The sequence below is a fragment of the Streptomyces cahuitamycinicus genome, from assembly GCF_002891435.1.
Classification (GTDB): domain Bacteria; phylum Actinomycetota; class Actinomycetes; order Streptomycetales; family Streptomycetaceae; genus Streptomyces; species Streptomyces cahuitamycinicus.
In genome coordinates this window covers 1-12281 of sequence record NZ_POUC01000006.1, presented here as the reverse complement: position 1 = coordinate 12281, position 12281 = coordinate 1, and the positions used below count along the sequence as shown (strand labels likewise).

At 69.0% G+C, this 12281-nt stretch carries 11 protein-coding genes; 3 read left to right on the top strand and 8 right to left on the bottom strand.

Features of this window, described 5'->3' with window-relative positions; all coding sequences use genetic code 11:
• Positions 1-25: 25 nt before the first annotated feature.
• Positions 26-979: a PDR/VanB family oxidoreductase gene (locus C1J00_RS01685; protein ID WP_102907268.1), complete on the bottom strand. Its 954-nt coding sequence runs from the start codon at positions 977-979 to the stop codon at positions 26-28.
• A 193-nt stretch (positions 980-1172) separates the two neighbouring features.
• On the opposite strand from C1J00_RS01685, the gene C1J00_RS01680 reads away from it, so the two are divergent.
• Positions 1173-1817 (top strand): TetR/AcrR family transcriptional regulator, encoded by a 645-nt coding sequence (locus C1J00_RS01680; protein WP_102907233.1) that lies wholly within the window; start codon positions 1173-1175, stop codon positions 1815-1817.
• A 423-nt stretch (positions 1818-2240) separates the two neighbouring features.
• Here C1J00_RS01680 and C1J00_RS01675 read toward each other — a convergent pair whose 3' ends face one another.
• On the bottom strand, positions 2241-3401 hold the full coding sequence (locus C1J00_RS01675; RefSeq protein ID WP_102907232.1) for an epoxide hydrolase family protein: 1161 nt from the start codon (positions 3399-3401) through the stop codon (positions 2241-2243).
• Positions 3402-3765: 364 nt separating this feature from the next.
• Here C1J00_RS01675 and C1J00_RS01670 point away from each other — a divergent pair, with 364 nt between their 5' ends.
• On the top strand, positions 3766-4587 hold the full coding sequence (locus C1J00_RS01670; RefSeq protein WP_102907231.1) for an alpha/beta fold hydrolase: 822 nt from the start codon (positions 3766-3768) through the stop codon (positions 4585-4587).
• A gap of 288 nt (positions 4588-4875) precedes the next feature.
• Here C1J00_RS01670 and C1J00_RS01665 read toward each other — a convergent pair whose 3' ends face one another.
• The 6 genes from C1J00_RS01665 to C1J00_RS44965 all read right to left on the bottom strand — a co-directional run bounded on the left by C1J00_RS01665 (position 4876) and on the right by C1J00_RS44965 (position 10120).
• Positions 4876-5169, bottom strand: a complete 294-nt coding sequence (locus tag C1J00_RS01665; RefSeq protein ID WP_102907230.1) for a DUF1905 domain-containing protein — start codon at positions 5167-5169, stop codon at positions 4876-4878.
• 142 nt (positions 5170-5311) lie between these two features.
• Positions 5312-6631, bottom strand: a complete 1320-nt coding sequence (locus C1J00_RS01660) for an aminotransferase family protein (protein ID WP_102907267.1) — start codon at positions 6629-6631, stop codon at positions 5312-5314.
• A gap of 85 nt (positions 6632-6716) precedes the next feature.
• On the bottom strand, positions 6717-8045 hold the full coding sequence (locus C1J00_RS01655; protein WP_102907229.1) for an FAD-dependent oxidoreductase: 1329 nt from the start codon (positions 8043-8045) through the stop codon (positions 6717-6719).
• A gap of 204 nt (positions 8046-8249) precedes the next feature.
• Positions 8250-9413 carry an FAD-binding protein gene (locus C1J00_RS01650; RefSeq protein ID WP_219728303.1) on the bottom strand — a complete coding sequence of 388 codons (1164 nt, stop codon included), beginning with the start codon at positions 9411-9413 and terminating at the stop codon, positions 8250-8252.
• 110 nt (positions 9414-9523) lie between these two features.
• Complete coding sequence (locus C1J00_RS01645; RefSeq protein WP_219728302.1) at positions 9524-9826, bottom strand: hypothetical protein; 303 nt, start codon at positions 9824-9826, stop codon at positions 9524-9526.
• Between the two features lie 150 nt (positions 9827-9976).
• A complete protein-coding gene (locus C1J00_RS44965) occupies positions 9977-10120 on the bottom strand; it encodes a hypothetical protein (protein WP_180989355.1) in 144 nt (47 codons plus the stop codon).
• 329 nt (positions 10121-10449) lie between these two features.
• Between C1J00_RS44965 and C1J00_RS01640 the strand changes: the two genes are divergently transcribed.
• On the top strand, positions 10450-12003 hold the full coding sequence (locus C1J00_RS01640) for an aromatic amino acid ammonia-lyase (protein ID WP_245936142.1): 1554 nt from the start codon (positions 10450-10452) through the stop codon (positions 12001-12003).
• The last annotated feature ends 278 nt before the right edge of the window (positions 12004-12281 follow it).

Sequence of the window (12281 nt, the reverse complement as noted above, 5' to 3'; positions counted from 1 at the left end):
GTCCGCTGTCGCAGGCATGGTCGTCTCAGAGGTCCAGTACCAGCCGGTCGCCGCACGCTCGGGACACGCAGGGGAACATGCGGTCGGCCGTCACGCGCTCGTCGTGACTGAGGAGGGCGTCCCGGTGGTCTACCCGGCCGTCGAGCACGGTGGTCTCGCACGTGCCACAGACGCCTTCCATGCACGAGGACAGGACGTCCACCCCGACCCTGCGCAGAGCCTCGAGAACCGTCGTGCCGGGGGTGACGGTCACGTTCGTTCCACTGTTCGCCAGCACGACTTCGAACGGCGCGTCCCGAACCGGCAGCTCCTGTTGCGCAGCGGCAAACCGCTCGGTGCGCAGGGTCGGCGTGGGCCAGTGGGCGCACGCTGCCTCGACGGCGTCGAGCAGCCCGGCTGGGCCGCAGCAGTACACCCGGACGCCGTCGCGCACGTCCCCCAGCCAGGCCTGCAGGTCGGGCCTTCCGCGGGTGTCCTCGGGCACGACGTGGACTCGTGGGCCGTAGCCCGCCAGTTCGTCGAGAAACGCCATCGATCCACGGCTGCGACCGCCGTACACAAGGTTCCAGTCCGCTCCTGTCAGCTGCGCCTGGTGGATCATCGGCAGCAGCGGCGTGATGCCGATGCCGCCCGCGAGGAACAGGTAGCGCTCCGATGGCACCAGGGGAAAGTTGTTGCGCGGCCCCCCGACGCCGACGCCGTCGCCGACCTGGAGCCGGTCGTGCACGTAGGCGGAGCCGCCACGTCCCTCCGGCTCGCGCAGCACGGCGACCCGGTACCGGCAGGCGTCCCACCGGTCGCCGCACAGCGAGTACTGCCGGATGAGTCCCCCAGGCAGCATGAGGTCGATGTGCGCGCCGGGCGTCCAGTCCGGCAGCCTGGCGCCATCGGGATGCTCGAGGTCGAGGACGACCACCCCGTCGGCGACGGACTTCTTGGCGCTCACGCGCAACTTCAGCGTTCGCGACGACACGGCCATGCTCACTTGGGCGACCTCCTTGCCACATCCGTCCGATCGACCACGACTGAGGCTCCCCCAGACGCTGCCACGCCGCACCAAGACCGTCTTCTCCCTGTGTGCTCAATCACCGAACTCGTGCGAGGCACGGAGGGCCGCCCCTCGTACCAGGAATGTTCACGCTGTAGACTCGCGGGGGGAGGTAGCGCAGATCATGGCCAGTACTACGCGCACGTACCACCACGGCGGACTGAGAGCAGCACTGGTGGAAGCCGGCCTCAAGGCCGCCCGGACCGGTGGGGCCGGCGCTCTGGGGCTGCGGGAGCTCACCCGCTCCGTCGGTGTCACACCCAATGCCGCCTACCGGCATTTCGCGGACCGGCAGGCACTTGTCCTGGCCGTCGCCGCCGAGACCCAGGACCGGCTCGCCCAAGCCATGCTCGACCGGATGACCACCGTACGGCGCGCGGCCCATCCCGCCGAACGCGCTGTGCAGCACCTGCGCGGAGTGGGCCTGGGCTACATCCAGTTCGCCCTGTCGGAACCGGGCTGGTTCGAACTCGCCATTCTGACCCAGGAGCAGCCCCGCGGCGACAGCCCGCACCTCGCCGTAGGCGACCGTGTCCCGCCGCCCTACCAGCTGCTGCTGGATACGCTCGACGAAATGGTCGACACCGGCGCTCTGACCCCGCAACGGCGGACCGACGCCGAATGGATCTGCTGGTCCGCCGTGCACGGTTTCGCCGATCTGGCGACCCGCGGCCCCCTGCGATGGCAGGAGCGCAGCACCGTGAACAGGCTCGCTGCCCATGTCGTGGACACCGTCATCGACGACCTGAGGACCGACCCTGTGGACTGAGGGGGAGTGAGTCCGCTCAGCCTCACGCCCCGAACGGTCTTGGGCGCACTGGACTCAGGACCTGGCCAGATGGGTACGGGCCAGAGGCGACGGGGCGGCCCCGAACCGTCAATCCGGGGCCCCGGCACGCCGGCGCCGTACCCGGCGTCCCAGATCGCACTCGACGACGAGGAATGCCCACGCTGCCCGCACGCCCGGGACCGTAACGCCGGTGCGGTGGGGGCAGGTCGGTTGCATGAGGCATCCGGCCAGCTGCCCCGTAGTACTTGCGGGGCAGTGCGCGGTGCCCGCAGCGACGCCGCTGATCACAACGCGCTGAGCGGATACGTCTCTTGCGGCGCCTGCGGGCAGGCCGAAGGGCCCGTGCCGGACAGGGTGTGTTCCGTCCGCACGGGCCCCCTTCGGAGTTCGGGGTGCCTGCCGTTACCGGGGCAGCGCCCGCCGGAATGCCTGGAGGTCGCCGATGAAAAGGTCAGGCTCCTCCATGGCGGCGAAGTGGCCACCGCGCTCGTACTCGGCCCAGTGCACGATGTCCGGGTAGAGCGGGTCGGCCAGCTTGCGGATGGGCAGTGCGGGGTCGTGCGGGTACACCGCCACGCCCAGCGGCACAGGCAGCGGCGGCGGCGGGGCCTGCGGAGTCGGCGCAGTGGGCAGCAGGTCCGCGTTGTCGAAGTAGAAGTGCGCCGTCGAGCCGGCAGTATTGGTGAGCCAGTAGGCGGTGACGTTGGTCAGGAGTTGGTCCCGGTCGACCGCGTCCTCGGGTTCCTTGTCCGAGTCGGTCCAGTCCTTGAACTTCTCTACGATCCAGGCCAGTTGGCCGACCGGTGAGTCGGTCAGAGCGTAGGACACCGTCTGCGGCCGCGTCGACTGGAGCTTCATGTATCCGGAGAGCTCGTCCGCGAATCGGGTCAGCACGCCCAGCCGCCCGAAGTCGGAGTCGTTGAAGTCCGCCAGCTGTGCTGGGTCCCCACTCGGCGCGGTGATCAGGAAGTTGACGTGTACCCCTGACACGTTCTGCGGCCGCTGGTGGCCGAGGAGGATGGAGATGACTGCGCCGAGGTCACCACCCTGGGCGACGTAGTGCTCGTAGTCCAGTTGGGCCATCAGCTCCCCCCAGGCATGGGCAATGCGGGGGAGGGTCCAGCCGGGTTCGGATGTCGGGCCGGAAAAGCCGAAGCCGGGGATGCTGGGGATGACGAGGTGGTAAGCCTCGTCCGGGTTGCCACCGTGCGACCGTGGGTCGGTGAGCGCCTCAATGACGTCCAGGTACTCGATGGGCGAGCCCGGCCAGCCATGCGTCATGATCATCGGCGTCGCGTTCCCTTCGGGGGAACGGACGTGGATGAAGTGGACATTGGCGCCGTCGATCTCGGTGGTGAACTGCGGGAACTTATTGATCTTGGCTTCAGCGGCGCGCCAGTCGAAGCTTGTGCTCCAGTACTCGGCAAGCTCCTGCAGGTAGCCCATCGGAACGCCGCGGCTCCAGTCCGCGTCACTCGAAACGGCGGGCCAGCGGGTGTTGGCCAGTCGGCGCCGCAGGTCGTCGAGATCCGCCTGCGGCACATCTATACGGAAGGGTTTCATCCATCGCTCCTAATGCGCTGCCTCGGTCCGATTTTCGGAACTGTTGCGCTCACGCTTTTCCACAGGCGCATGGTTCAACTCATGCTAAGCGGCGACGACATGCGGCGAGGAGATTCTGGAGGCACCCGTAGCAGAGAGAGCAATTCAAGAGAAAATACTGTCTCCGTGGATTCGGGAAACAGCGATGCCCATGCCCGCTGGGGGACACAGGGCATGGACCTGTCCGGCGCGGGCATGAGCTTTCCTGATCGAGGCCGGATGCCCGGCGCGGCAGAGCCGGGACCGATGAGTACTCGGGTCCGCCGGAGTCCACCCTTCCGGTCACCGCGACAGTGACCGGCACTCCGGAGAAAGGCTCTCTGTCATGATCACCCCCCACACCACACGAACCGTCGACGTCCCGGGCGCACGCCTGTACTACGAGGTCCGCGGCTCAGGGCCCCTGCTGCTGGTCATGGGAGCGCCGATGGCCGCCGCGGCCTTCGCGCCGCTGGCCGCCGCGCTCGCCGGTGAGCGCACCGTCGTCACCCACGATCCACGGGGCATCTCCCACAGCGTCCTCGACGACCCCGGGCAGAACTCCACGCCCGAAATGCGGGCGGACGACGTCGTCTGTCTGTTGGACGCACTGGGGGCCGAGTCCGCCGACGTGTTCGGCAGCAGCGGCGGAGCGGTGACCGGCCTCGCGCTCATCGCACGGCACCCGGGCCGGGTACGCACCCTTGTCGCGCACGAGCCGCCCCTGCTCGAGCTGCTCCCGGACGCCGCCGACCGGCGAGTCGGCGTCGACGACATTGTCGAGACGTTCCACCGCGAGGGGCTGGAGGCGGCGTGGCGAAAGTTCATGACCGCATCCGGACTCGACAACGGGGACGCGGGGGCACCCGCTCCGCCGCCGGGCGAGTCGCCGGAGCAGGCGCTGGCCGACAGCGCCCGGTTCTTCGGCCATGAACTGCGGGGTACCACCCGCTACCTTCCGGACATCGCCGCGCTGAAGGCCGGTCCGGCCCGTGTCGTGGTAGGTGTCGGCGCCGACTCGGGCGGTCTGGACACCTGTCTCACCTCCACGGCGCTGGCGGATCTGCTCGGCGTCCCGGTGGTCGAGTTCCCCGGCGACCACGGCGGCTTCCTCCAGCGGCCCAAGGAGTTCGCCGATGTGGTGCGCCAGGTGTGCCCGGCCCCGTAGGCCGGCCAGGTGGCTGGGTGACGGCAGAGCGCTGCCGTCGGCGTCGTCCGAAGGCGAGCGGCCGGCCGGCTCGACGGTTCACGGAACGAACCGCGTCCCGGCCTGCCGCGCACCATCACCGACGCACAGACGGACGAGGTGGAACACATGCGAACAGGCCCCGAGGGCGCCGCCCGCTGGCAGAGGCGGGAGCCGGACCAGCAGGCCGGGATCTCGGGCCCGGGCCGTGCCGCGAGCTCGGCGGACCCTCGGGCTGGAGCCATGCAGCCGCCAACCAGGCCCGGGCGGTCAGAGGAAGCGCTTGTTGATGTGCACGGTTACCGCTTCGCCGCGGTCCTTGCCGAGGACTTTGCGCAGGGCCGCCTTCAAGGGAACCATGTGGGTTCCGTCGCCCACCGGGAGCATGGTCGCCTGGAAGGGGTGTCCATCGACCGTACCGCCGATCTTGACGGGCCTCCTGGTGCCGAAGAACTCGCCGGAGCCCGGCATGATCACGCAGGTCCAGCCGCTGTTGGGTTCCTGGGTGACCGGCCCTGTAAAGGTCGTGTCGATGTCTTGAGTGGTCTTGGATCCGTCGGGCATTACTCGTTCTCCTTGCTCTCGGGAGCTCTGCGGGCCGAACAGCGATCAGCGACGTGCCGTTGCCGGCGCCCCGATTATTCTCGAATGACCCGCACGTGCACGGCGGTTGGACCCGTGCCGGCCTCGATTCGGCCACCCGCCGTCACGGCGCTTCCGATGCGGCCGCGCTGGCGGCCGCCACCAGCGCTTGCGCGATCCGGTCGGTCTGCGAGGCGGTGATGATCAGCGGCGGAGCGAGGACGATGCTGCGTCCGGTGCGCCGCACCAGGATGCCGCTGCCCCGCATGTGGTCCTTCACCCGCGCCGCGCGCCGCGCTCTGTCCAGCTCGACGGCGACCAGCAGGCCACGGCCGCGCAGATCACGCACACCCGGCATCGAACGCACTGGCTCCAACGCATCCAGCAGCTGCTCGCCACGTGCCCGGACGTTCGAGAGCACTCCCTGCGTTTCGATGAAGTCGATCACCGCCAGACCCGCCGCGCACGCGGCGGCATGGCCGGAATGTGTGTGCCCGTGGACGAATCCGGCCTTGTCCTTGTTCCGGTCGAAGACATCGAACACACGCGTGGTGGTGGTGACCGCCGCGAGCGACATGTAACCGGCCGACAGGCCCTTGCTGGTGGCCAGGATGTCGGGCTGCACCCCGGCATGCTCGTAGGCGAACATGCGACCGGTCCTGCCGAACCCCGTCATCACCTCGTCGAGGATCAGCAGTATCCCTTGCTGGTCGCACATCTCCCGTATCTCTCGGAGACAGGCATCGGGCATGACGTAACCGCCCCGCCCTTGGACCGGCTCGACGAGTACGGCCGCGGTGCGGGTCCCGTTCGCCGACAGGAACTCCCGCAGGTCCTCGATGCCTTCCGGGCCTTCTATCGACTCGGCACCGGCACGGCCCGGCCTGCGCACGGTCACGAACCCGCTCGGAGCCACGTCGTCCGCGACCGGCGACGAGGTGGCCGAGCACGCCGCGGCCGCCATCGTCGAACCGTGGTACGCGTTGTCGAGCGACACCACGACCGTTCGCTCCGGAAACCCGAGCACCGCCTGGTAGAAACGTGCGATCCGGATGCCCGTCTCCAGCGCCTCGGATCCGCTGTTGCAGAAGAACGTACGTGTCAGATGCGGTCCGGTCAGCCCGGCGATCCGCTCCGCGAGCCTGATGGCGGGCACATTGGAGCCCTCCCCCATGTCATAGGTCATCAGTTGCCGGAGCTGTGCGCTGATCGCGTCGATCACGGGGCGGCATCCGTAGCCCAGTGTGGCGTTGAGACCGGACGACTTGGCGTCGAGGAAGCGACGGCCGTCGACGTCCTGGACCTCGCAGCCGTCTCCGGCCACCACGACCGTGGTCTCGGCACTGACCCGGCTCGGTGACCAGGGGTGCCACAGGAAGTCTGCATCGACCGACAGCAAGTCGGCCTGACTCTGGGCTGCAGATTCCGCCGTCGGCGCTGTCATCTCCATCAGCCTTTCCGGATTCCTCGGGTTGCGCCGGCGATGGCGCGGAAGTCTTCTCCGAGCCGCCTCACGTGCGGCCTGTGGGTCAGCGGGAAGCGCCCCGCAGCACGCGGGAGACCACGCCCGGACGCATCAGCGCCTGCGGCGGATCGACAAGGCCGGCCGTCCGCAGGAAAGCGGCCGACAGCTTGCCGTCGTGGGCGGCTGCAGCCTGCAGGCGCGGTATGTAGGCGTTACCGACCCGTACCTTCAGCGTCCGATTCCCCTCGACTCCGGGGAAACCGAGATCGGCCCCGGCCGACATTTCCCATGGTGCGTCGATGACCTTGGCAAGGTCGCGGAAGAAGGCGTGCGGCCGTGGCGCCCCCTGTTCCAGGTGCCGGCGCAGGACGAGGGACTCGATCGCGGCGACGGTCATGCCCTGGCCGTATACGGGGTTGAAGACGCAGGCCGCGTCGCCCATCACCAGCAGCCCTTCCGGGTGGCGGGACTGCCGCTCGTATCGACGGCGGATGCTGGCGGGGAAGTGGAACGACATCGCAGGCCCGAGCGGTTCGGCGTCGCGAACCGCTTTGTGTATCTCCGGGACGGGCAGGGACTCGACGTAGGCGAGAAAGCCTTCGTGGTCGGTCGGCGGACGGTCGCCGAGTACTCCGGTGAGCGATACCGCGTAGCGGTCGGGCAGGCGCGCGAATATCGCGCCGCGCGGCATCGCCGGCGTGGCGACCGGGATGAGGGCGATGTCGTCGCCGATGGGGTCGAAGTGCAGCGGGCCGCGGAAGTCGCAGGTTGTGTAGGTCAGGTCCATCTTGACGCGTTCTTCGACGACTTCGGGGTAACCCAGTTCCAGCAACCACCTCGGCGTCCGCGAGCCCCGCCCAGTGGTGTCGATCACCAGATCTGCCGCGAGCACCTCATCGGCAGTGTCCTCGGCGCGCGGCTGCACCCGCACTCCGGTCACCCGGCTCCGGTCGGGGGATGCCACCAGTCCTACAACGTCGGTCCGCTCCCGCGTGGTGACGTTGGCCAGATTGTGGATCCTGCGCCGGAGCCGTTCCTCGAGGAGCGGCCGGCCGGCCGCCACACAGGTCAGTCCGGTCTCCGCCTTTTCGATCATCCGTCCGCCGAAGTACCAGCTCAAGCTGGTCCCGAAGTCCCCGACGGGCACACCGATGGAGACGAGCTCCTCGGTGAAGCCCGGGAAGAGTTCGTCGAGGATCTGCTGACCGCGGGCCAGCAGGGCGTGGATGTGGTGCCCCTGGGGAATGGCGCGTCGCGGACCACTCGCGCCGGTGAGTTCGTCCCGGTCGATCACCGTTACTTCGCGATAGGCGTCGGCGAGCATGCGCGCGGCGAGCGAGCCCGCGATGCTTCCGCCCAGAACCACGGCGTGATCGCCGATATATCCACCCATTTACGGGACCCTCCGAAATCGGTACGGAACGATTCCTACGAATTTTGAGAATAGCGCGCCACGGCCGACCAGAATTCTCCCAGAATGCTCATTTCGCCGTATGTTTTCCGCCCAGCGTCGATTCGGCGTGTGCTGCGGAAAACTTCAGTGGACCACTCTGCCTGCGCTGTTTCTGCGTCCTTTCATCGACCCGTTTCACTACGGTCAACGGGGGGGGCTGTAGCTCGCGCCGCCGGCCCTTTGTGCCCTCATGCGCAAGGCCGCGTTGGACCGCCGCATGTGGTCGAGGGCAGCGCGGTCCCCAGGCGGCGCCGTGCGCTGCACGCCGAACAGGACGGTGGTGGCGTCGTGCGCCTTCGGCATGCGCGGGGCGGCCAGACACGCGGTGGGTACCGGATAGATGAGGACGCTGCCGCCGACACCGAGGTCCTCGGGGGGGAGATTGTCGAGCGTTTCGGAGATGATCACCTCGGCATGACGTCCCGGCAGCAGGACATTGCACCGCGGGTGGGGATGACGCTGCCAGGAACCGAGGGCCCGCATGCTCGCTTCGAACGGCGCGAGGCGCTGGAGGAAGGCCTCATATCCAGTGGTCTCGATCACCTCGGTACCGCGCTGGTAGGCGAGGTGATCGAGGAGGTCCCGGTCATCGGGCTCGTTCGGCGGGACAAAGGCCTTCATCGCCTCCAGGACGAAGAGCCAGCCCGGCCCCTCGTGCCGCGCCTGGCCCGCCACATGGTCGAAGCGCCGGTCCTCGGTCAGCCGCTGCTGGTCCGCGAGAAACGCGCCGAGGTCGCGGTAGCCGAGCAGATAGCGACGGGCCGTGCTCCGAGCCTCGGTCAGTGCGAGGGTGACACCGGTCATGATGCCGTGTTGTCCCTGGCTTGCACGCACCGCGTCGAAGAGCTCGGCATTCCGGGTGGGCGAGCAGGTGAGCAGCGTTCCCTCCGGGGTGACGACCTCGAGTTCCAGCACGTTGTCGGCAACGCAGCCGTACTGGTGGCTGGCGCCGCCGAGTCCGCCGACGGACAGCGTGCCCCCGACGGACAGTTCGAGGTAATCCGGCAGCACTGGTGGGGCCAGGCCGCAGGGCAGAGTCGCTGCGACCACCGCGCTCCACCGCGCACCGGCCTCCACACGGATCCAGTCAGGTCCCAGCTCGTGGACAGCCGCGAGGGAGGACAGGTCGACTACGATCCCGTCCTTTGCCTGGGCCTGCCCGTCGACCGAATGGCCCGCGCCGCGCGGCACCACGGCAAGGCCGCAGTCGCGGCCAAACCGCACGACAGCCGCGACGTCCGCGGGGTCGGCAGGACGCAGCACGGCGAGAGGGCGGTGGTGGACGCGGTTTCCGAAGTCACGTGCCACGGCGTCGAGGTCAGCGTCTCGCGTACTGAGGACTCCCCTCAGGCTGGGAATCCGCACGGCGCTGCCGCCGGGAACGAGCAGTGTCGCGCGAGGGCCGACATGGGATCCGATCACGAATCGAACCCGTAGGAGCCCACCAGCACCGCTCCGTTCGCCACCGGCGGCCCGGCGGCCCGGTCACCGAAGCCCTTCTGGAACTCCTGGAACGCGGCCGACTCCGCCAGCGGGTTGCTGTCGTTGTCCATGACTCCGACGTGTACAAAGGTCACGCCGTCGGCCAGCCGGAACGAGGCGTAGCTGATGCCTTCCGGCTTCGTCCGTGCCAGCTCGGCGAAGACGTCGGCCACCAGTTCCTGGTTCCGCTCCGCGGCCTCCGGCTGCATTTCATAACGAACGACGAACGCGTTGCCCACAATGACTCCAGAAAATCGGTGATACACGGTCACACAGCGTGCAGGTGGAGCCGCAGCCCCTGGTTCACTCCGGACACCGCCCATCGTCGCCTTCGTCCGGTCCAGCGACGTGTTCCAGCGTGCGCTTTCGGTGCAGGAGCACTTGGCACGTCAGGGCCAGTCGATGTCCGAGGCGACGGCGGACGTGGGAACGGCAGGCCAGTCGATATCCGACGCCAAAGCGGTAGTGGTGGTGACGAGGGCGAATATGCCGAGTACGGCGGACGTACACGCGGCGCGCAGGACGGTTCGCATGAGTTCTCCTTCAAGGGGCAGGGCCCGCCCCTGTGGGGTGGGGCGTCGTCGATGGAGCGGAAAACTAGTGACCCCCTCACCACCTTGGCAAACAGTTGCCACACTTTGGCAACTCGAGACCGAGCCGTTCCGGGGGAGCGCTCTGCGGTCATGCGTGTACGCAGGCAGGACCGCACCCTCAGAGTTGGTCGCGCAACACCCGGCGCTCAACCATGAGTGACGACTTGATCGGACGGACGACGCGGGAGGGGCACCATGGAGCAGCGAGGCCCCGGAGCGCCTACGACAAGCCGACATGCCAAGGTGCTCCCGCCTCCGGAGCGAGGGGCGTGACCGCGTACAGCGTCGAAGACCGCCCCGTAGTCATGGACGGCACGACGCTGACCATCGACGCTCTCCTGCGGATCGCCGAGGACGGCGCTCAAGTCCGGCTCGCGGGCAGTGCCCTGGCCAGGGTGCACAGGAACAGAGGGGTCCTCGAGGAGCTCGTGCGCCGTGGTGTACCCGTCGACGGAGTCACCGTGGCCGGCCACGGCACACGGCGCGCCGGCATCGAGCCCGGCGGACAGTCCGAGCTGCAGGCGAACCTTATTCGCAGTCAATGCACCGGTGTGGGACGGGTGTTCGCCCAGGACGAGGCCCGCGCCATGGTCGCCACGCTGCTCAACGGTCTGGCCAAGGGACACTCGGGCGTACGCCCCGAGGTCCTTGAGCACCTCGTGCGCCAGTTGAACGCGGGCGTCACACCGGCCATTCCCGAGATCGGGTCCCTGGGGCCGGAAGGCGACCGGACACCGCTGGCCCATGTCGCGAGCACGCTGCTCGGCGAGGGCGAGGTGCTGTGGGAAGGACGGCGCACAGCCACAGCGGGGATCCTTGCCGGACTGGGTATCTCGCCGCTGCCCCTCTCCTACAGGGAGGGACATGCGCTCACCAGCGGCGCGGCGGGCATGACCGGCCTCGGCTGCCTTGTCGTCCGCCGTGCGCTCGACCAGGTACGGCAGGCGGAGATCGCCACGGCCCTGCTGGCCGGGGCGCTGGACGCACCGACCGCTGTGCTCCTGACCACGGGCCCAGAAAGAGCAAGCACGCACCGAGGCACGGCGGACACGGTCACCGCCCTGCGGGAGTTGCTGCGCGGAGAGTTCGTACCGTCCGCTCGAAAAGCGGCGCGGCCCGTGCCAGGGCACATCCTTGCCGAGGTGCCCCAGGTGCTCGGCGCCGCGCGGCAGGCACTGTACGACGCGGTGCGCACCCTGGAGGCCGAACTCAACTCCGCAGGCTCCGGCCCCCTGTTCGTGGAGGGGACTGAGGTCTTCCACACAGCGGCCTGCCCGGGCCGGCCGGTGGCAGCGGCCATGGAGCGCGTCAAACTCTCCCTCGCCCAGCTGGGTCCGTTGGTCGAGCAGCAGTTCCAGGACCTGCTGTCCGGTGGCCCGGACGGGAGCCTGCCCGAGAACCTCGTGGTGGCCGATCCCGTGTCGCACCACGGATTCTCCGGCGTGCGGCGCACCGTGGCCGCCCTGGTGGCGGAGAACCGTTCCTGTTCACCCGTCGGTGCGCGGGACATGCCGACCGGCGGCTGCCACGACCTCGGGGTCCCCGGCATGGTCGCCGCCCGGGGCGCGCGCAGGATCATGCGGAACAACTACCGGGTCCTCGCAGCCCAGTTCCTCGCCACCGCTCAGGCAGTCGATGTCGCCCGGCGTTTCGGCCGACTGGCCCCAGCGGCCCAGGCGGCCTACGACGCCGTGCGGTCGCTGGTGCCGTTGGTGGGCGTCGACCGCGCCCTGGCCGGCGACATCGAACTGATCTCCACGGCGTTGCAGCGGGGCGAGATCCTCGCTGACGTCGGCCGCTACACCGGCATCGCACCACGCTGACCCGGGGCTCGCCGCGCGCACGTCCCGCCGTTCCACGAGGAGGCTGGCAATGAGCGTTTTTCGCCCGAGTACGCCGGGAACGGCCAGGAAGAGCGAGGGGGCGCCGGGTGGCCCTGCCGTCACGGGCGTGGGCCCTCTCGGCGCCCTGCCTTCGCAGCGGTACAGCGCGTCGGCACCGTACACCGCGGCCACCGCGCGAAGCGCCGCCACGGCCCTGGTGCACATGCTCATGGAACAGGGGGTGTTCGGCCCCGCCGCCCTCGCCGCCTCCCCTGCCC

Bases quoted from the DNA above. Each gene is read 5' to 3' on its own strand.
- C1J00_RS01675 (WP_102907232.1), bottom strand. From the start codon at position 3,401: ATGAAACCCTTCCGTATAGATGTGCCGCAGGCGGATCTCGACGACCTG.
- C1J00_RS01655 (WP_102907229.1), bottom strand. From the start codon at position 8,045: ATGGGTGGATATATCGGCGATCACGCCGTGGTTCTGGGCGGAAGCATC.
- C1J00_RS44965 (WP_180989355.1), bottom strand. From the start codon at position 10,120: ATGCGAACCGTCCTGCGCGCCGCGTGTACGTCCGCCGTACTCGGCATA.
- C1J00_RS01665 (WP_102907230.1), bottom strand. From the start codon at position 5,169: ATGCCCGACGGATCCAAGACCACTCAAGACATCGACACGACCTTTACA.
- C1J00_RS01685 (WP_102907268.1), bottom strand. From the start codon at position 979: ATGGCCGTGTCGTCGCGAACGCTGAAGTTGCGCGTGAGCGCCAAGAAG.
- C1J00_RS01670 (WP_102907231.1), top strand. From the start codon at position 3,766: ATGATCACCCCCCACACCACACGAACCGTCGACGTCCCGGGCGCACGC.
- C1J00_RS01680 (WP_102907233.1), top strand. From the start codon at position 1,173: ATGGCCAGTACTACGCGCACGTACCACCACGGCGGACTGAGAGCAGCA.
- C1J00_RS01660 (WP_102907267.1), bottom strand. From the start codon at position 6,631: ATGACAGCGCCGACGGCGGAATCTGCAGCCCAGAGTCAGGCCGACTTG.